The sequence below is a fragment of the Thermobifida halotolerans genome (assembly GCF_003574835.2).
In the GTDB taxonomy this organism is placed as follows: Bacteria; Actinomycetota; Actinomycetes; order Streptosporangiales; family Streptosporangiaceae; genus Thermobifida; species Thermobifida halotolerans.
In genome coordinates, this window is the sequence record NZ_CP063196.1 from 2,499,554 (window position 1) to 2,519,668 (window position 20,115).

The 20,115-nt window shown below is 72.8% G+C and carries 13 protein-coding genes; 3 read left to right on the forward strand and 10 right to left on the reverse strand.

The genetic code is table 11. The features are described 5' to 3' along the window. Position 1: 1 nt before the first annotated feature. The gene (locus NI17_RS11180) at positions 2-688 is read left to right on the forward strand and encodes a LuxR C-terminal-related transcriptional regulator (protein ID WP_068691002.1); all 687 of its coding nucleotides are present in this window, start codon (positions 2-4) and stop codon (positions 686-688) included. A gap of 269 nt (positions 689-957) precedes the next feature. Next, on the forward strand, positions 958-2,385 hold the full coding sequence (locus NI17_RS11185) for a threonine/serine exporter family protein (RefSeq protein ID WP_068690824.1): 1,428 nt from the start codon (positions 958-960) through the stop codon (positions 2,383-2,385). Between the two features lie 191 nt (positions 2,386-2,576). Here NI17_RS11185 and NI17_RS11190 read toward each other — a convergent pair whose 3' ends face one another. The 7 genes from NI17_RS11190 to metH all read right to left on the reverse strand — a co-directional run bounded on the left by NI17_RS11190 (position 2,577) and on the right by metH (position 13,794). After that, a complete protein-coding gene (locus tag NI17_RS11190; protein ID WP_068690822.1) occupies positions 2,577-4,361 on the reverse strand; it encodes an ABC transporter ATP-binding protein in 1,785 nt (594 codons plus the stop codon). 77 nt (positions 4,362-4,438) lie between these two features. Beyond that, positions 4,439-5,452 carry an ABC transporter permease gene (locus NI17_RS11195; RefSeq protein WP_068690819.1) on the reverse strand — a complete coding sequence of 338 codons (1,014 nt, stop codon included), beginning with the start codon at positions 5,450-5,452 and terminating at the stop codon, positions 4,439-4,441. Positions 5,453-5,542: 90 nt separating this feature from the next. Continuing rightward, a complete protein-coding gene (locus tag NI17_RS11200) occupies positions 5,543-7,306 on the reverse strand; it encodes an ABC transporter substrate-binding protein (protein WP_068690817.1) in 1,764 nt (587 codons plus the stop codon). A 73-nt stretch (positions 7,307-7,379) separates the two neighbouring features. Then, entirely contained in the window at positions 7,380-8,405 is a 1,026-nt protein-coding gene (locus tag NI17_RS11205; protein WP_068690815.1) for an ABC transporter permease, read from the reverse strand. Between the two features lie 560 nt (positions 8,406-8,965). Further along, positions 8,966-9,433 carry a cellulose synthase gene (locus tag NI17_RS11210; protein WP_068690814.1) on the reverse strand — a complete coding sequence of 156 codons (468 nt, stop codon included), beginning with the start codon at positions 9,431-9,433 and terminating at the stop codon, positions 8,966-8,968. Positions 9,434-9,525: 92 nt separating this feature from the next. Further along, positions 9,526-10,185, reverse strand: a complete 660-nt coding sequence (locus NI17_RS11215) for an HAD family hydrolase (protein ID WP_119267623.1) — start codon at positions 10,183-10,185, stop codon at positions 9,526-9,528. Between the two features lie 141 nt (positions 10,186-10,326). Then, entirely contained in the window at positions 10,327-13,794 is a 3,468-nt protein-coding gene (gene metH / locus NI17_RS11220; RefSeq protein WP_119267624.1) for a methionine synthase, read from the reverse strand. A 391-nt stretch (positions 13,795-14,185) separates the two neighbouring features. Between metH and NI17_RS11225 the strand changes: the two genes are divergently transcribed. Beyond that, the gene (locus tag NI17_RS11225) at positions 14,186-15,031 is read left to right on the forward strand and encodes a PAC2 family protein (protein ID WP_119267625.1); all 846 of its coding nucleotides are present in this window, start codon (positions 14,186-14,188) and stop codon (positions 15,029-15,031) included. A 68-nt stretch (positions 15,032-15,099) separates the two neighbouring features. On the opposite strand, the gene NI17_RS11230 is transcribed toward NI17_RS11225, so the two are convergent. From NI17_RS11230 to NI17_RS11240, 3 genes are all read right to left on the reverse strand, one after another. Then, positions 15,100-15,519 carry an ABATE domain-containing protein gene (locus NI17_RS11230; RefSeq protein ID WP_068690812.1) on the reverse strand — a complete coding sequence of 140 codons (420 nt, stop codon included), beginning with the start codon at positions 15,517-15,519 and terminating at the stop codon, positions 15,100-15,102. Positions 15,520-15,593: 74 nt separating this feature from the next. Further along, positions 15,594-18,296, reverse strand: coding sequence for a hypothetical protein (locus tag NI17_RS11235; RefSeq protein WP_243597687.1), 2,703 nt, complete (start codon positions 18,294-18,296; stop codon positions 15,594-15,596). Further along, positions 18,293-20,095 carry an HSP90 family protein gene (locus NI17_RS11240; RefSeq protein ID WP_199860017.1) on the reverse strand — a complete coding sequence of 601 codons (1,803 nt, stop codon included), beginning with the start codon at positions 20,093-20,095 and terminating at the stop codon, positions 18,293-18,295. Before NI17_RS11240 ends, NI17_RS11235 begins: the two co-directional genes overlap by 4 nt. Positions 20,096-20,115: the final 20 nt, after the last annotated feature.

Below are 20,115 nucleotides of genomic sequence, written 5' to 3' on the forward strand. Positions count from 1 at the left end.
CGTGCCCGTCCGTGTCCTGCTCGCCGACGGTCAGCCGCTGGTCCGCGCGGGGCTGCGGCTCGTCGTGGAGTCCGATCCGCGGCTGAGCGTGGTCGGTGAGGCCGCCGACGTCCGCGCGGCGCTGTCCTCGGTCCGGCGGCTGCTGCCCGACGTGGTGCTGACCGACCTGTGCCTGCCCGGTGGAGGCGGCGCCGGCCTCACCCGCGGGGCCCTGGGCTGGGCGGCCGGGGCGGAGCAGACCGTCCGGGTCCTGGCGGTGGCCTCCGCGGCCGTCCCGGACGGCGCCGTGGTCGAGGCGCTGCGCTCGGGGGCCAGCGGTCTGCTGCTCCGGGACACCCCCGCCGAGGAGCTGCTGCGCGCGGTCCGGGTGGTCGCCGACGGCTCGGCCGTCCTCTCCCCCTCGGTGACGCGGCGGCTGCTGGACCGCTTCGCCGCCCTGCCGCCGGACCCCCCGGACGCCGTCCCGCCCGGCCTGGAGCGGCTGACCGGGCGGGAACGCGAGGTGCTGCGCCTGCTGGCGCGCGGCCTGTCCAACGCCGAGATCGCCGACCGGCTGGTGGTCGGCGAGACCACGGTCAAGACACACGTGGGCAGGGTGCTGGCCAAGCTGGGGCTGCGCGACCGCGTCCAGGCGGTGGTCTACGCCTACGAGAACGGTCTGGTCGTCCCGGGGTCGGGCGGCCGGTGACGCCTTCCGCCGCCGAGGGGGATGCGCCCTTCGGCGGCCGCCGTGACAGAAGGTGTCGGATCTCATACGATCCTCTGCGGATCAATGTGTTCCCAAGGCAACTCCGACCGTGACGTGGGCGTCTCTCCTACGGGCCCCTCTCCACGCCCCCCTGTCCGCCGTCTCCTCCTGCCCGTGGAACCGCTACATCCCATGATCGGATAACCGAGTCTCGGGGGTGAAGCGCATGCCGCCGGGCACAGTCTCGCCGAAGGAGGTGAGCGTCCGCGATGAGCCAGCCACAGCGACGGTCCGGCGCACCGCGTTCCCCCGCTCTGTTGACCCGGTTGCGCGACCGGCGCATCGTCCGCGACGCCGACTCGGCCGCCGAGGAGTTCGACGAGGAGTTGGCGCCGAGCCCCGATCCGCGCGCCATGGACCTGGTGCTGCGGGTGGGGGAACTGCTGCTGGCCAGCGGGGAGGCGACCGAGACGGTCAACGACGCGATGCTGAGCCTGGCGGTGGCCTTCGGACTGCCGCGCAGCGAGGTCTCGGTGACCTTCACCGGCATCACACTGTCCTGCCACCCCGGCGGCGACCGGCTCCCGGTCACCGGGGAGCGGGTGGTACGCCGCCGCACCCTCGACTACCACAAGGTCAGTGAACTGCACTCGCTGGTCCAGGACGCCGCGCTCGGGCTCATCGAACTGGAGGGGGCGATCGCGCGGCTGCGCGCCGTCAAGCGCGCCCGCCCGCCGTATCCGCGGTGGATGCTGGTCGCGGGGTTCGGACTGATCGCCAGCAGCGCCAGTGTCATGATGGGCGGTGGCTTCGTCGTGGCCGCCACGGCGTTCGCCGCCACCGTCCTGGGCGACCGGGCCGCGGTCTGGCTGGCCGCGCGCGGCGTCGCCGAGTTCTACCAGATGGCCGTGGCCGCGCTGCTGGCCGCCAGCACCGGCATGGGGCTGCTGTGGGTCAGCGGCGAACTGGACCTGGGACTTCGCGCGAACGCGGTGATCACCGGCAGCATCATGGCGCTGCTTCCGGGGCGCCCCCTGGTCTCCAGTCTGCAGGACGGCATCAGCGGCGCCTACGTGTCGTCCTCCGCCCGACTGCTGGAGGTCTTCTTCACCCTGGGCGCGATCGTCACGGGGGTGAGCGCGGTCGCCTACACCGCGATCCGTCTGGGGGTCTACGTCGACCTGGACAACCTGCCCTCGGCGGGCACCTCGATGGAGCCCGCGGTGCTGGCGGGCGCGGCCGGGATCGCGGTCGCCTTCGGGATCTCCCTCGTGGTGCCGGTGCGCACGCTCCCCCCGATCGGCGTCATGGGAGTGCTGATCTGGCTGTGCTACGCGGGGGTGCGCGAGGCGCTGGCGCTGCCCCCCGTGGTGGGCACGGCGGCGGGCGCGGTCGCGATCGGGGTGATCGGGCACTGGCTGGCCCGGCGCACCCGGCGGCCGGCGTTGACCTTCATCGTTCCGTCCATCGCCCCACTGCTGCCGGGAAGCATCCTGTACCGGGGGCTGATCCAGATGAGCACGGGTGATCCGCTGACCGGTGTGGCGAGTCTCGGCGAGGCGGTCGCGGTCGGGCTGGCCCTGGGCGCGGGGGCGACCCTGGGCGGCGAACTGGTGCGCGCCTTCTCCAGCGGCGGCCTCGTGGGAGCGGGCCGCCGCGGCCGCCAGGCCGCCCACCGCACCCGGGGCGGGTACTGAGCCCAGCGCCGGGGAGTCGGGAGAGGCGGCGGGGCGTTCCGGAGGGGTGTCGGGGTGGGCGACCACGGGGTTGCGGGGGCGCGGGTGGGTCGGCGCCGGGGCGCCTCCCCACTCCTGCGCCACCCCGTGGTGGTCCGCCCGGAGCGGAACACCTCGCCCGCCCGACTTCCCGGTCGTGATACTGAGCCCTCTCAGACGACCTCCGGTTCGGCCCGGCCGCGCAGGCGGCGGCGTTCGGCGCGGTGCGCCCGGGCCTCGTCGGGGTCGAGGACCGGGGCGGCGGCCAGCAACTGCCGGGTGTAGGGGTGCCGGGGGTTTTCGTAGACCTCGTCGCTGTCGCCGGTCTCCACGATCCTGCCCTTGCGCATGACCACCACCCGGTCGCTGATCTGGCGGACCACCGCGAGGTCGTGCGCCACGAAGATCAGCGTCAGGTCGAAGTCCTCCTGCAGTTGCGCCAGCAGCCGCAGCACCTGGTCCTGGGTGGAGACGTCCAGCGCCGAAACCGGCTCGTCGCAGATCACCAGCTTGGGGCGCAGGATCAGCGCGCGGGCGATGGCGATGCGCTGCCGCTGCCCCCCGGAGAAGGCGTGCGGGAAGCGGTTGTAGTGGGAGGGCTCCAGTCCGACGCGTTCCAGCAGCTCCTGGACCCGGGAGCGGATCAGCCGGGTGTCGCGCTCGCCCTGGATGCGCAGCGGGGCGCCGATGCTCTCGCCGACGGTCATGCGCGGGTTCAGCGAGGAGTACGGGTTCTGGAAGACCATCTGGACGTCGCGGCGCAACGGACGCAGCTTCCGCTCCGGCAGGTGGGTGATGTCGCGGCCCTGGAACACGACCGACCCCTCGGTGGGTTCCAGCAGCCGCATCACCATGCGCGAGAGCGTGCTCTTGCCCGACCCGGACTCGCCCACGACGCCCAGCGTCTCGCCCCGGTACAGGTCGAAGGAGACGCCGTCGACCGCGTAGAAGTCGGTGGCGTGCCCGAACAGGCCGCCGCGGATCCGGAACCTCTGGCGCACGTCACGCACGCTCAGCAGCGGCTCCTGCCCGTCGGCGGGACCGGGCCGCTCCGCCGCGGCCGGCCGGGCGGGCGCGGCGCCGCCCCGGGTCCCGCGTTCGGCGCGCAACTGGGCGCGGCGCTGGGCGCGGGAGACCTCGACGCGGGGGACGGCGGCGAGCAGTTGCCCGGTGTAGGGGTGCCGGGGGGCGCCGAGCACCTGGCGCACGTCGCCGCGCTCCACGGCGACGCCCTTCTGCATCACCAGGACCTCGTCCACCGATCCGGCGACGACCGCGAGGTCGTGGCTGACCAGGATGAGCGACATGCCCAGGTCGCGGCGCAGGTCGTCGAGCAGGTCGAGGATCTGCGCCTGCACGGTCACGTCCAGCGCCGTGGTGGGCTCGTCGGCCAGCAGCACCTTCGGCTCGCAGACCAGCCCCATCGCGATGAGGACGCGCTGGCGCATGCCGCCGGAGAACTCGTGCGGGTAGGAGTTGACCCGCCGGGCCGGCTCGGGGATGCCGACCCGCTCCAGCACCTCCACGGCGCGGGCCCTGGCCTCGGCCGCGGACGCCCCGGGGCGGTGGGTGCGGTAGGCCTCGACGAGCTGGTTGCCGATGGTGTACTGCGGGTGCAGCGCCGACATCGGGTCCTGGAAGACCATCGCGATGTCGTTGCCGCGCATGGCGCGGACGGTCGCGTCGTCGGCGGCGACCACGTCGGTTCCGGCGACGACGAGTTCGCCGGTGATCCGCGCCCTGGTGCCGCGGTGCAGTCCCATCAGCGCGAGCGAGGTGACGCTCTTGCCGGAACCGGACTCGCCCACGATGCCCAGCGCTCCGCCCTCGGGGACCTCGAAGGAGAGTCCCCGCACCGCGTGGACGTCGCCGTCGGCGGTCGGGAAGGTGATGGAGAGGTCGCGCACGGAGACGACGGGACGGCCGCCGCCTTCGTTCCCGGTTCCCGGAGTGCTCATTGCCAGGTCTTCCTTCGGCTCGGATGTCCCGCCGCGGCGGGCCGGAAAGAGGGTCGCGGTCGCAGGGCCCGCGGGCGTCAGCGGGCCGTGCGCACCCTGGGGTCGACCAGGGGGTAGAGCAGGTCCACGGCCAGGTTGCACAGGACGACGAAGAACGCGCCGAACAGGGTGACGCCGAGGATGACGGGCAGGTCGCTCTGCACGATCGCGGTGACCGCGTAGCGTCCGATGCCGTTGAGCGAGTACACCTGCTCGGTCAGCACCGCGCCGCCGAGCACCAGTCCGATGTCCAGCCCGAAGATGGTCAGGATCGGGGTCAGGGTGGGGCGCAGTCCGTGTTTGAGGACGACCCGGCTCTCCCTGAGCCCCTTGGCCCGGGCGGTGCGGATGTAGTCCTCGCCCATCGTCTCCAGCATGCCCGCGCGGGTCTGGCGCGCGTACTGCGCGGCGTGCAGGAAGGCCAGGGTGAGCCAGGGCAGCAGCAGCCCGGAGGCCCAGGCGAGCGGGTCCTCGGTGAACGGGGTGTACCTGGCGTTGGGGAAGAGGTCCCAGTCGTGCACCAGGAAGGCCAGGGCGAGCTGGCCGGTGAAGAAGATGGGCAGGGACACCGCGGCCAGGGCCAGTCCCATCGAGATCCGGTCGAAGACGCTTCCCCGCTTGACCGCCGAGACGACGCCCACGGCGACGCCGCCGAGGAGCCAGAGGACGGCCGCGCCCAGCCCCAGCGAGAAGGTGACCGGGAGCCGGTCCACGATCGCCGGGAAGACCTCCTGGTAGGTCTGGAAGGAGTAGCCGAAGCAGGGCGCGGAGCACTGCACGACGTCGTTGCCGAAGGTGTACTCGGCTCCGACGACGATGCCCTTGACGAACTCCCAGAACTGCAGGACCAGGGGCTGGTCCAGGTTGAGCCGGTCGATCGTGGCCTGGATCGCCGCCTCGGTGGGGGCCCTGCCCACGTACATGGTGGCCAACTGCTCGGTGGTCCGCCCGGCCAGCCTCGGGACCACGTAGAAGATGACGAAGGTCATCAGGGTCACCACGAGGAGCAGGACCACGCTCGCGCCCAGGCGCCGAAGGATGTATTTCAGCATCGCGGTCGGCGTCGGGGCCGGACGGGTGCTGTGGGTCCCGTCCGGCCCCGCGCCTTCACCTGCCTTCCCGCAACTGGTCGAAGGTGGCGTCTACTCGGTGTCGGTGGTGCCGAGGGTCATGTAGTCGTACATGTGCCAGCTCGGGTTGAAGTAGACGTTGGTCAGGTTGTCCGGCCGGTAGAGGACCGACTTCTGGAAGACGCCCGGCAGGATGGCGGCGTTCTCCATGACCAGCCGGTCGATCTCGGCGTAGATCTCCGCCTGCTCCTCGGGGTCCTCCACCCGGACGACCTCGTCGAACAGCGCGTTGACCTCGGGGTCGTCCAGCTCGGAGATGTTGGAGTTGCCCGCGTCCTTGATGGCGTCGCCGTCGAGGATGGAGCTCATGTAGCCGTAGCCGGAGGGCCAGTCCGCCATCCAGCCGTAGTAGTTGAGTCCCAGTTCGTTCTCGGCGACGAAGTCGGGGGAGCCGGCCTGGGTGTTGGTGAAGGTGTCGGACGGGAAGCCCTTGATCTCGGCCCGGATCCCGGCCTCGGCCAGGCTCTGCTGGACCGCCTCGACCGCGTCGACCTCGGCGGGGCGGTCGGAGCGCACGCCGATGTTGACGTCGAAGCCGTCGGGGTGGCCGCACTCCTCCAGCTTCTCCTGCGCCTTGTCCAGGCTGGCCTCGCCGGAGGCGGCCTCGTAGGGGTCGAGGGAGGAGTCGGCGCCGGGGATGCCCGGGGGCAGCACCTGGGTGGCGATGTCGCCGCCCAGTTCGCCGCCGTAGGCGCGCTGGATGCCCTCGCGGCCGACCGCGTACTGGATGGCCTGGCGGCAGGCGAGGTCGTCCAGCGGCTCGACCTTGGTGTTGACGGCGATGTAGAAGTGCGCGCCGGTGGTCGGGTTGTCGAGGTTGTCGCGGGCGTCCTCGTCGCTGACCAGCTGGCCCTTCATCGCCGGGCCCAGGCCGGTGCCGGCCAGGTCGACGTCGAGTTCACCGTTGACGAGGCGCTGGTCGATCTCGTTCTGGTCGACGCCCTCCTCGACGGTGATGCGGTCGGGCAGCGCGGTGCGCACGGGGTCGCTCTCGGCGTCCCACTCCTCGTTGCGGACCAGGACGAGGCCGTCGCCGGGGGTGTAGTCGTCCTCGAACCGGTACGGGCCGGAGGAGACGACGCGGGTCTGGTACTGCTCGCCCCTGTCGGCCTCGGCGGGGACCGGGGCGGTCTGCGGCTGGCCCAGGACGTAGGGGAAGTCCGCGAACGGCTCCTTGAGGTGGAAGACCAGGGTGTGGTCGTCGGGGGTCTCGACGGCGTCGAAGCCCTCCAGCGGGTCGCCGTCGCGGCCGTAGGGGCCCTCGTAGTCGTCGGCGTCCAGCAACTGCTGGAAGTACTTGGGGCCGTTGGGCAGCGCCTGGTCGCCGAAGTTGCTGCGCGCGATGGCGTACTTGATGTCCTCGGCGACGATCTCGGTGCCGTCCTCGTACCTGAGGCCCTCCTTGAGCCTGACGGTCCACTCGGTGCCGTCGTCGCTGACCTCGGGCAGGTCCGCGGCCAGGTCGGCGACCAGCTCGCTGGACTCCTCGCCGGGGACCGGGGAGTAGGTCAGCAGGGTGCGGGCGTAGTAGCGGCTGAAGTTCCAGACGTAGCCGTAGTAGGTGTTGCCCGGGTCGGTGCTCTCCATGTTGGCGGAGATGGCGTAGCGCAGGGTGCCGCCGGTGGCGTCGGAGGGGTTGACGACCTCGGTGCTGCCCTGGTCGAAGGACGCACCGCTGCCGCCGCCCCCTCCGGTCCCGTCATCGCCTCCGCAGGCGCTGAGCAGGAGGGTGGCCGCCGCGCCGAACGCGACGAATCCCATGACACGTCTCTTCACTGGGTTCCCTTTCTCATTACGGGTGGCGGCGGAGCCGCCGTGCGGGTGCGCGTGGTCGCCGGGGCGGCGCGCGTCAGTCGGAGGAGCGTGGGTCGAAGGCGTCGCGCAGTCCGTCGCCGAAGAGGTTGAAGGCGAGCACCGTGACGAAGATCGCGAGGCCGGGGATGATCACGAAGTGCGGCGCGACCGTGTAGTAGTCCAGTGACTCGGAGAGCATCCCGCCCCAGGTGGGGGTGGGCGGGTTGATGCCGACCCCGAGGAAGGACAGGGCCGCCTCGAAGAGGATGTTGGTGGGGATCAGCAGTGTCGCGTAGACCAGGATCGGCGCCACCAGGTTGGGCAGGATCTCGCGGAACAGGATGTGGCCGGTGCCCGCTCCCACGCTGCGCGCGGCCTCGACGAACTCGCGTTCGCGGAGCGTGAGGGTCTGTCCCCGCACGATCCGGCCGATGTAGGGCCAGCTGAAGAAGCCGATGATGAACACCAGCACGGCCACGCGCAGGGAGTTGTCGTTCAGGCCGAACGCGTTGTCGGGGACCACCCCGGTCAGCGCGATCGCGAACAGCAGCAGCGGGAAGGCCAGGAAGATGTCCATCGTGCGGCTGATGACGGTGTCGATCCAGCCGCCGAAGTAGCCGGCGACGATGCCGAGGACCGTGCCGATGAGGACGCACAGCAGGGTGGCCAGGAAGGCCACCAGCAGCGAGATGCGCGCGCCGTAGACGATCCGGCTGAACAGGTCCCGCCCGTTGACCGGTTCCAGGCCCAGCGGGTGCTCGGCGCTCATGCCGCCGGTCGGGTCGATGCCGCTCCACGGGTCGTCGGGGTCCTTGAGGACGCCCTGGGTGGCCGGATCGATGAGGTCGTAGTGGAACTGGTTGGGCGGGTGGCCGAACCACTGCGTCAGCAGCGGGGCGAAGACGGCGACCAGGATCAGCAGGGCGACGAAGACTCCTCCGCCCAGGGCGACCGGGTCCCTGCGCAGCCGCCGCCAGGCGATCTGGGTGAGGGAGCGGCTCGCGGTGTCGCGGGTCCCCTGGGTGACCGCCTCGGGTTCGGCATGCTGTGTCGACCCGGGCGTGTCCAAAGGCGCGGTCATGCCACCACTCCCCCGTTCCTCGCGCTTGTGGCTGCGACTTCGGCCGGACGGTTCGTCCGGTGCCGCGGTCGGACCGGAACCGCGGTGCGGTTCGCGTCCGTTCCCCGGTTCCGTCGACCAGATCAGGAAGTTCTGACGCAACCGGGAATCTGCGTGCGCCTGGTGACGCACTTCGCTAAAAATACTCCCCAGTAACTGGCAAATCGTCCAATTCTGGAATTGGTACCACAATCGTGATCCGAGCACTACCCATCCGTCACCCATCATTGATGTTACAGAAAGTGTTATTAAGTTCACTTAAAGTCAATAATCGGTGGCGGAGCGGGGTCCTCCGGGGAGGCGGACCGGGGCGAGCCGCTCCGGGAGGGCGGCAAAGCGGCCGTCGCGCGCCACGGGGCTCGGCGACCCGTGGCGCGCGACGGCGGGGGCGCGGCGGCCGGTGGCCCACACCCCGGGGAGCCCCTCCTCCCCCGGCTTCCGGCGCCCCACACGAAACTCCGCCCGTCCCCTGCGGGACGGGCGGAGCGCGTTGTCGGACGGAGCGGGGCGGGCCGCGGCGGTCAGCCGATCCCGCGCCTGCGCAGCAGTTCCTCGATCTCGGCGAAGTCGTCGTCGGCACCCGCCGGTGCCTTCTTCTGCCCGGCGCCCTCCCCCACGGCGGGCGCGGCCCGGCGGTCCGCCGCGGCCCCGGGCTCGGTGGCGGAGGACTTGGCGGACCTGCCTGCGCGCCTCCGCATCAGGCGGCCGGTGATCCACAGCACCACCGCGAGACCGGCCACCGCCACCCCGGCCCAGGCGAGGGGGTCGAGCACCAGTCCGACGAAGAACCGCACCAACTGGGCGACCAGCGACGCCAGGATCTCGATGAGTCCGATGAGACCGAACGCCAGCGGCAGCAGCGACCACGCCACGGCGCGCAGCCCCGCGGAGGCGCCCCGGCGACGCCACACCACCCACGAGACGATCAGCCCCACCACGGTGAGTGCGGCGCCCAGCAGCAGACCTTCGAACGGCATCTGTGTCGGCATGGTCCCAGTCTCACTCCGCGATCGGTGTTCCCACATCGGGTTTCTCCCCTAGTGGAGGCTCCCTATGCGGACTTTCCGCCGGTTTCGGGGATTCAGGACCGGGCCGCGCGGCGCAGCCAGGCCGCGTCGACGGCCTCCAGGGAGGGCACCACGTGCCGCCGCTCGGCCGCGGGGATGGGCACCAGGTGGGGCACCGCGACCACGACACACCCCGCCGCCTGCGCCGAGGCCACCCCCGTGGGGGAGTCCTCCACCGCCACGCAGTGGCGCGGATCGACGCCCAGCAGCCGCGCGGCCTTGAGGTAGGGCTCGGGATGCGGCTTGTTGCGGGACACCTCGTCCCCGGCGACCGAGACGGTGAAGCAGTGGTCGCCCACACAGCGCAGCGAGGCGGCCACCATCGACCGGTAGGTCGAGGTGACCAGCGCCATGGGCACGCCCTCCGCGTCCAACTCGGCGAGCAGCTCCTTGGCGCCGGGCCGCACCGGAGCGCCCTCGGCCAGCCGCCGCTCCATGGCCGCGTACAGCATGGCGACGATCTCGGTCTCGGAGGTGCGCGCCCCCGTGCACCCGGCGATGTGGGAGGCCACCATCGGCGCGGAGCCGCCGAGGCAGTGCCGCTGGTCCTCGGCGGTCCACTCGTGGCCGAACGCCGCCGCGACCTCCGCCTCGCTGGCCGCCCACATCTGCTCGGTGTCGATCAGCGTGCCGTCCATGTCGAACAGGACGGCCTGCGGGGTCTCAGCGGCCATAGGACACCTCCGTGGACGCCTCCGCCCCCCGGCTCAGGGGAGGAGGCGGACTCGTGCGGACAGGACGGAAGGGGCGGTCTGCGGCACGTCACCCCCGGCGGACGGCCGCCGGGCCCCGCCCAGCCGGCGGGGAGAACACCGTCAGACGTTGAAGTATTTCGCCTCCGGGTGATGAACGACGATCGCGTCGGTGGACTGCTCGGGAACAAGTTGGAACTCCTCGGACAACGTCACGCCGACGCGCTCGGGACGCAGCAGCTCCACGATCTTGGCGCGGTCCTCCAGGTCGGGGCAGGCCCCGTAGCCCAGGGAGAACCGCGCGCCCCGGTAGCCCAGCCTGAAGAAGGCGTCCAGGTCGGCGGGGTCCTCACCGGCGTAGCCGAGCTCGGCGCGCACCCGGGTGTGCCAGTACTCCGCGAGCGCCTCGGTGAGCTGCACCGACAGTCCGTGCAGCTCCAGGTAGTCGCGGTAGGCGTTCTTCTCGAACAGCTCGGCGGTGGCCCGGCTGATCGCCGACCCGACGGTGACCACCTGGAAGGCCACCGTGTCGAGCTCCCCGGACTCCTTGGGGCGGAAGAAGTCGGCCAGGCACAGGTGCCGGTCGCGGCGCTGCCTCGGGAAGGTGAACCGGGTGCGTTCGGCTCCGTCGTCGTCCAGGACCACCAGGTCGTCGCCCTCGCTGTAGCAGCGGTAGTAGCCGTAGACGACCGCCGCCTCCAGCAGCCCCTCGGTCTGGATGCGGTCCAGCCACATGCGCAGCCGCGGCCGCCCCTCGGTCTCGACCAGCTCCTCGTAGCCGGGGCCGTCGCCGCGCGAGCCCTTCAGCCCCCACTGGCCCATGAAGGTGGCGCGTTCGTCGAGGAAGGCCGCGTAGTCGGCCAGCGGGACGCCCTTGCTGATGCGGTCGCCCCAGAACGGCGGCGTGGGGACCGGGTTGTCGGTGGCCACGTCGCTGCGCGCGGGCATCTGCTCGGGCTCGGTGACGGCGAGCTTCGCCCCGCTGACCCGGCGGCGCCGCAGCGGCGGCAGTTCGGCGCCCTCCACGCCGCGCTTGACGGCCATGACGGCGTCCATCAGCCGCAGCCCCTCGAAGGCGTCGCGGGCGTAGCGCACCTCGCCCTTGAAGATCTCGGCCAGGTCCTGTTCCACGTAGGAGCGGGTCAGCGCCGCCCCGCCCAGCAGCACCGGGTAGCGCTCGGCGATCCCGCGGGCGTTCATCTCCTCCAGGTTCTCCCGCATGACCACCGTGGACTTCACCAGCAGACCGGACATGCCGATGACGTCGGCGCGGTGCTCCTCGGCGGCGTCCAGGATCGCCGAGACGGGCTGCTTGATGCCCAGGTTGACGACCTCGTAGCCGTTGTTGGACAGGATGATGTCGACGAGGTTCTTGCCGATGTCGTGCACGTCGCCCTTGACGGTGGCCAGCACGATGCGGCCCTTGCCCTCGTCGCCCTCGACCCTGTCCATGTGCGGTTCCAGGTAGGCCACGGCGGCCTTCATCACCTCGGCCGACTTCAGCACGAACGGCAGCTGCATCTGCCCGGACCCGAACAGCTCGCCGACGGTCTTCATGCCCGCCAGCAGCGTGTCGTTGACGATGTCGAGCGCGGGGCGCTGGGCCAGCGCCTCGTCGAGGTCGGCCTCCATCCCGGCCATCTCGCCGTCGACGATGCGCCGCTCCAGGCGCTCCCACAGCGGCAGCGCGGCCAGCTCCTCGGCCCGGGAGGCGCGCAGCTGCTGGGCGTCGACGCCCTCGAACAGCTCCAGGAACCGCTGCAGCGGGTCGTAGTCGCCGGTGCGGCGGTCGTAGACCATGTCGAGGGCCACCCGCCGCTGCTCCTCGGGGATGCGGTTCATCGGCAGGATCTTGGAGGCGTGCACGATCGCGGCGTCCAGCCCGGCCTGGACGCACTCGTGCAGGAACACCGAGTTGAGCACCATGCGCGCGGCCGGGTTGAGCCCGAAGGAGACGTTGGAGACGCCCAGCACGGTCTGCACGTCGGGGTGGCGCCGCTTCAGCTCGCGGATGGCCTCCACGGTCTCCAGGGCGTCGCGGTAGGACTCCTCCTGGCCGGTGGCGATGGTGAAGGTCAGGCAGTCGACGAGGATGTCGGACTCGCGGATGCCGTACTCGCCGGTGAGCTGGGCGATGATCCGCTCGGCGACCTCGACCTTCTTGGCCGCGGTGCGCGCCTGCCCCTCCTCGTCGATGGTCAGCGCGATCAGGGCGGCGCCGTGCTCGGCGGCCAGCGAGGCGACCCTGGCGAAGCGGGAGTCGGGGCCGTCGCCGTCCTCGTAGTTGACGGAGTTGAGGACCGCGCGTCCGCCGATCATCTCCAGCCCGGCCTCCAGTACGGCGACCTCGGTGGAGTCGAGCACCAGGGGCAGGGTGGAGGCGGTGGCCAGCCGGGAGGCCAGCTCCCGCATGTCGCGCACCCCGTCGCGGCCGACGTAGTCGACGCACAGGTCGAGCATGTGCGCGCCGTCGCGGATCTGGTCGCGGGCGATCTCGACGCAGTCGTCGTAGCGTTCGTCGAGCATGGCCTCGCGGAACGCCTTGGAGCCGTTGGCGTTGGTGCGTTCGCCGATGGCCAGGTAGCTGGTGTCCTGCCGGAACGGCACGCTCTGGTAGACGGAGGCCGCCGCGGGCTCGGCGAGCGGCCTGCGTTCGACGACGCCGCGGCCCCGCACCCGCTCGACCACCTGCCTGAGGTGCTCGGGCGTGGTGCCGCAGCAGCCGCCCACCAGGGACAGGCCGAACTCGCGGACGAAGGTGTCGTGGGCGTCGGCCAACTCGTGCGGCCGCAGCGGGTAGACGGCCCCGTCCGCGCCCAGCTCGGGCAGGCCCGCGTTGGGCATGCAGGTGATCGGGACCCGGGAGTGGTGGGCGAGGTAGCGCAGGTGCTCGCTCATCTCGGCCGGTCCGGTGGCGCAGTTCAGGCCGATCGCGTCGACGCCCAGCGGCTCCAGGGCGGTGAGCGCGGCGCCGATCTCGGAGCCCACCAGCATCGTGCCGGTGGTCTCGATGGTGACCTGGACGATGACCGGGGTGTCGGTTCCCGCGGCGCGGCGGGCGCGCCGCGCGCCGACCACGGCGGCCTTGGTCTGCAGCAGGTCCTGGCAGGTCTCGACGAGGATCGCGTCGGCCCCGCCGTCGATGAGCCCGCGCGCGCACTGCTCGTAGTGGTCGCGCAGCAGGGCGTAGGGGGCGTGCCCGAGCGTGGGCAGCTTCGTGCCGGGACCGACCGACCCGAGGACGTAGCGGGCCTGGTCGGCCGTGCTGTGGGCGTCGGCGGCCTCGCGGGCCAGCCGCGCCCCGGCCTCGGCGAGCTCGTAGGTGCGGTCGGTGATGCCGTACTCGCCGAGGTTGCCGAAGTTCGCGCCGAAGGTGTTGGTCTCCACGCAGTCGACGCCCACCCGCAGGTACGCCTCGTGGATCGACCGCACCACGTCGGGTCGGGTGATGTTGAGGATCTCGTTGCATCCCTCATGGCCCTGGAAGTCGTCCAGGCTCAGGTCGTGCGCCTGGAGCATGGTGCCCATCCCCCCGTCGGCGACGATGACGCGGGAACCGAGGGCCTCACGGAAGGAGAGTCGAGTGCTCATAGACCTTTGACTTCGAGTTGACGGCGGCGCGGAGCCGGAGACGGCCACCGCGCTGGGACGGTTGGGCGGCGGGACGCCGGGGCACCACTCCCGACGGCACTGCCAGTGTGTTCGACGATAGCGCACCGTGGTTACGCCCCTCTGCCCGCTTTCGCCCCCGGGTCCGCCGGGTGTGGCGTGATCCACATCGCCGTCCGTTTCCCCCGCCGGGACCGAGCCGTCCCCCGGCGGGTACGGGTGACCGACCCGGCACGCTCACCGCCGGATCACCGGTTTGTTCGCTTTGCCCCTACGGCGACGGCGCGATTGAACATATGGTGGTTCCAGCAGTGGTGTCGAAGGTCGACGACGATCCGACACCCAGGATCCCGATGACTGAAGGAGGCGGCCTGTGCCTGAGCTCGACAGCGTCTCGGAGCTGGTCGAGCCCGTGATGGTGGCCGCGTTCGAGGGCTGGAACGACGCCGGTGAGGCGGCCAGCGCCGTGATCGACCACCTGGCCGACATCTGGGGCTCCACGGAGCTGGTCTCCCTGGACTCGGAGGACTACTACGACTTCCAGGTCACCCGCCCCCGGGTCACCACGGTGGACGGTGTCAGCCAGGGCATCCACTGGCCCGGCGTGGACGTGTCCGTGGCCCGCTCCCCCGGCGGCCGGGACGTGGTGCTGGTGCGGGGCGCCGAACCCAGCATGCGCTGGCGCGGCTTCGCCAGCGACCTGCTGTCGGTGGCCCGCGAGCTGGGCGTGCGGCGGGTGGTCCTGCTGGGGGCGCTGCTCGCCGACGTGCCGCACACGCGGCCGGTTCCGGTCACGGGCGTGTTCTCCCACCCGGAGTTGGCCGGGGCGGTGAGCCTGGAGCCGACCACCTACGAGGGACCGACCGGGATCATCGGCGTGCTGCACGAGGCGTTCAGCGCCGCCGGTCTGGAGACGGTCTCCCTGTGGGCGGCCGTACCCCACTACGTGGCCCAGCCGCCCAGCCCCAAGGCGACGCTGGCGCTGGTCCGCCGGGTCGAGGACACCCTGGACCTCACGGTGCGGCTGGGAGAGCTGCCCGAGGACGCGCGCGCCTGGGAGCGCGGTGTCGACGAACTCGCCGCCCAGGACTCCGACATCGCGGGATACGTGCGCAGCCTGGAGGAGGCCAAGGACGCCTCCGAACTTCCCGAGGCCTCCGGCGAGGCCATCGCCCGCGAGTTCGAACGCTACCTGCGGCGCCGCAGAGGCGGTTCCTGACCGTCTTCCGCCGCGCACACGGCTGCGGCCCACCCCCGTCGGGGGTGGGCCGCAGCCGTGTGCGGCGTTCAGGCCGCGGTGATCCGCCGCCACTCGCCGGTGGCCAGGACCGCCGCCCACGCCCCGGCGATCCGGGCCAGGCCCCGGCGGACCTCGTCGACCACGGCGGGCGCCAGCGGGGACAGCGCCGCCTCACCGGGGTTGAGCCGGACGGTCACCCGGAGCCCGTCCAGGACCCGCTGGGCCCGCGCGATCGCCTCGGCGTCCGCGCTCTCGCCCGCGGCCGCGCGCAACTGGGCGCGCATGCCGTCGCGCAGGGCGAGCGCCTCGTCGAAGTCGGCGAGGGTGATGGGAATGGCGCTTTCCGGGATCAGTCGGTGTTCGCGCAGGAAGCGGGCCAGGTCCGCTCGGTCGGCCAGGGTGTCACCGGTGGTGACGAAGTCGCGGATGAGCGTGGCCGCGGCGCTCGTGTTGTCGGGGGTTGCCATTCCCCAATGACATCACGAATCGCCACCGGGTGTTGACGTTTCGCGTGACCGGCGCCTCCGGCGCGCGGCCCGCCTCAGTCGGCGTCCTCGTCCTCCCGGATCGCGGCGAGCAGGCGGCGGGCCTGTTCGGCGGCACTGTCGTCGGCGGATTCGCCGAACAGTTCGACCGCGGCGGCGGCCTCGGCGGCGGCCTCGGCCGCGGGGGCACTGCCCCACAGGATGAGGGCGCGGCCGTAGCGGATCGTGCCACGCTGGTAGAGCTCCGCCGTCCGCGGCAGCGAGGGGGCGGCGGCCGCCCGGTCCAGCCACTGCTCGGCCAGCCGCGAGGCCGCCAGGGCCGCCTCGGTGTCGCCGGCCCGCTTCAGCGCCATCGCCCGGCGCTGGTGGCCCTCGGCCACCATGGAGGGCTCCTCCAGCGCCTCCCAGACCGCCGCGGCGGCGGCGTGGTGCTCGGCCGCCTCGGCGTTCCGGTCGAGCCGCTCCAGCAGGCGGGCGGCGTCGGCGTGCAGGTAGGCGGTGAGGTCGGGCTCCTGCTCGGGGTCGTGGAGGGCGATGAGCTCCTCCCAGCGCGCCACGGCGTCGTCGAGTTCCCCGAGCTCGGTGAGCGCCTTGGCCAGGACCTCGCGCAGCACCATCCGGTCGGACACGTCGAGCCGGGCCGCCTCCTCCATCGCCACGGCCTCCTCGGCGACCTCCGCGGCCTCGAAGTGCCGTCCGCTGCCCTGGTAGGCGCGGGCCAGCGGAACCCGCGCGTGCGCGGCCAGCGGCTCCGCTCCCAGCGCGGTGGCCTGCGCGACCGCCTCGGCCAGGGGCGCCACGGCCCGGGCGTACTCCCGCTCCTCGCACAGCCAGTGGCCCCGGGTGAGCGCGACGGCGACGCGCAGCCCGTCGGGGACGGCGGAGGCGGGCTGGGCGGCGGCCTCGTCCAGAGCCCGCCAGGCGGCCTCCGGCTCCGCGCCGTCGAGCGCGCGCAGCAGGCAGGCGTGCCGGTAGGCGGCGTCGGCGACCAGCTCGGCCACGCCGCTCTCGCGGGCGGCCCGCCTGGCCCGGGCGAGCACCGCCTCCTGGTCCTCGTGGGCGGTGTCCGCCGCTCCGAGGACGGCCGCGAGCAGCATCAGCGCCGAGGCCCGCAGGTCGGGGCCTGCCGCGTCCAGGTCCGTCTCCTCCAGCAGGGTCCGGGCCCGCGCGAACTCGCCCCGCTCGGCCAGGCAGGAGGCGAGCCGGGCGCGCGACGCCGCCCGGTCGTCGGCGTCGCCGTGCGCGTCCAGGTAGGCCACGGCCCGCTCCAGCAGCGACAGCCCCTCGGGGTCGCCGCTCCTGTCCAGGACCGCGCCCAGGCGGCCGAGGGTGCGCCGGCGGTCGGGTTCGCGTCCGGCGGCGGCGTAGTGGTCGGCGGCGGCGCGGTAGTGCTCGGCCGCGCCCGCGGGGTCGCCGTCGCTCTCGCGCATCCGCCCCTCGGCCTCGGCGCGGCGGCCCCGCGCCCAGGCGGGCGGTTCGCCGTCGGCGGTCAGCTCGTCGAAGCGGCGCCACGCCGCGCGCGCCCGCTCCTCCTGCCTGCCCCGCCACCACCGCTCGGCCTGCTCCAGGAGCTCGGACCAGTCCTCGGCGAACGGTTCGACGCTCGGCGGCGCGGCCGCGGCAGGGGGGCGCGGACGCGGCGCGTACTCGGTCAGCGCCAGGGAGTCCACGACCGGTTCGGCGGCCAGGTGGGCGCGCACCCAGTCGGTCTGCGCGGTGGTTCCGTTGCGGGCGTCGAACCGGGCGGCGGTCTCGTAGGCGTGGGCGCGCAGCAGGTCGCGCAGTTCGGTGGCGCCGACCTCGGCGGCGGGCCGGTCGCCGTGGGCGGGGCGGCGCACCGGCAGACCGTCGTGGCCGGCGGCCGCGAGCCGGTCCAGCAGCAGCGCGGCCGAGGCGGCGAAGTCCATGGCGTCCATGGGGCTGGGCGGCTCGTCCAGCGCGCCCAGGTGCCGTTCCAGGATCTCCAGGCCGCGCGCGTGGTTGCCGGTCAGGGCGCAGAAGAACAGGTGGTCGCCGATACTGGAGAGGTAGTGCTCCTCCTGGCGGCGGTGCACGCGGTAGGTGCGGCGGTGGGCGTCCGCGGCCGCGTCGTGGCGCCCGGTGCGCAGGTAGGGCTCCATGAGGGTGGTCAGGATTCCCTGCGGCTGCTCGATGCAGGTCAGCCGCCCCGACAGCACCGGTTCGGCCACGGCGATCGCCTCTTCGTGGGCGCCCCGCCACACCAGGTGGGAGGCCATGCCGGAGGGGACGCAGCCCTCGCAGTCGGAGGTCTCGTCGCGCGCGGTGGTGCGCCACAGCTCGAACGCCGCGTCGGCGGCCGCGACGTCCCCGAGGTGGCGGGCCACCCGGCAGCGCAGGCCGTGCACGGCGTGCAGGCTGTGGCCGCCCTCCCGGTAGCGGCGCTCCATGTCGTCGAGCACCGCGCGGGTGCGGTCCAGCGGGATCTCGGGGAAGTCGATGAGCGAGACCACCATCCACTTGAACTGCCACAGCAACTGGTGGTTGGCGTGGGGGCCGTAGCGGGTCGGGGCGGCGTCGAAGGCGCTCAGGCAGCGCGTGAAGGTGGCGAAGGCGCGCGCCGGCTCCCCGCCGTACTTGTAGGCCTGGGTGAGGCTCATCCTCAGCCAGAACAGCTCCTCCTCGTCCGCGCCGTCGAGGGAGGCCAGTTGCAGCGCCTTCTCCAGTGCCGTGCTGCGGGCCCGGCCGTAGGGCAGGGCCGAGGCCCGCTCGGCCACGTCGCGCCAGTCGTGTCCGCTCACGTCCGCTCCTCGGGATCGGCCGGGGCGGCCCAGTCCAGCAGCCCCAGGAAGGACCGGTTCAGCACCGCGGTGTCGGCGGGCCGCAGGGGGTGGCGGCCGTGCAGCAGGGCCTGGCCGTACAGCGCCTGCACGGCCAGGGTGACCAGCTCGGGGTCGGCCAGGGCGGTGACGCGCCGGGTCAGCGGGTTGGCGTGGTTGAGCACCAGGCGGGGCCGGTCGGCGGCCAGCGCGGGTTCCAGCGCGCCCAGCACGTCGGCCCACAACTGGTCGGCCTCGGCCCGGGACTCGGCGATCTCGGCGCGGTGCTCGGCGGCGCGGCTGGTCAGGTACAGCGCGGGCAGCGAGGCCGGTGCGTAGCTGCGCAGGGTCACGGTGCAGCCCAGCGGGTCGAGGGCGCGTTCGGCGGTGTGCAGGAAGTCGCGCAGCCGCAGCTCGGTTCCCGACTCCAGCACGCCGAAGCGGGTGGTCAGCTCGCCGGGGTCGAGGGGGCGCAGCGCCGCGGCGGAGTCCAGGTCGCCCAGGCGGGCGACGATCTCGGCGTCGTAGACGTAGCCCGCGTTGACCAGCCCCACCCCCTGGGCGGCGGCGACCGCCGAGAGTCTGCGGAACTCGTCGACGTCGGGGGTGTAGCGGGCCTCGGGGTGCCGCCGGGAGAACTCGGCCAGGGTCATCGCGCCGGAACTGGTCTCGAACTCCAGCCAGCGGTGCACCAGGTCCAGCATCGCGTCGTCGTGCACGGCCAGGGCCTTGACGCCGACGTGGTGCAGCCGCAGGAAGTGGCGCAGCGCCTCGGGGTCGCTCTCGGCCAGGGTGACCAGCCAGTCGCGGACCTGGTCGCCGAGCACCTCGCGCACGTGCCCCAGCAGGTCGTCCTCGTAGAGGGCCTCGCGGCTGGCGGTGGGCCGCAGCTCCTCGGTGTCGACCACGCAGCGCACGAAGAACGCCCAGTCGGGCAGCAGGTCGGCGACGTTGTCGGCGAGCAGCATGCGTTTGAGGTAGACCCGGTGGGTGGCGCGCACCGTGGGGTTGGCCGGGGCGGGCAGCACGAACGCCACCCCGCGCAGGCCCGCCTCGGGCACCTCCAGGTCGATCGCGTCGAGCGGGGCGAAGCCGAACAGGGTGCGGCAGTAGTCGTCCAGCGCGGCGCGGCGGCGCGCCGGGGTGGGGTGGGCGCGGCTCCACGGCGGCCCCTGCTCGGTGACGTCGACGGCGTCGACGCGCAACCGGACCGGCAGCAGCGCGCCGTAGTGGCGGGCCAGGTCGGTGACGGTGCGCGCGCCGAACCACTCTTCGGCGTCGCGGCGCGGCCGCAGGACGACGGTGGTGCCGACCTCCTGCCGCTCCTCACCGGCCCGCTCCACCAGGTAGCGGCCGTCGGCGTGGCCGACCCAGCGCACGGTGGGGCCGCCGCGGACCGAGCGGGTGCGCACCTCGATCTGGTCGGCGACGAGGAAGCCGGACAGCAGGCCGATGCCGAACTGGCCGAGGAACTCGTGGCGGGCGTAGCCCAGTTCGTCGCGCTTGCCGGAGCGTCCGATGGTGGCGAGCAGTTCGTGCACCTGCGGCTCGGTCAGCCCCACCCCGGTGTCGTGGACGCGCAGCGTGCCGTCGCCGGTGTGCTCGGGGGTCTCGACGCGGATCTCGGCGGGCGCGTCGGGGTCGTCGGCGCGGCGCGCGGTGACGGCGTCGACCCCGTTCTGCAGCAGTTCGCGCAGATACACCCGTGGGCTGGAGTACAGGTGGCGACTGAGCAGGTCGACCACCCCCCGCAGGTCCACCTGGAACGCGCGTTCGGTCACGGTCGGCCCTTTCCACCCGC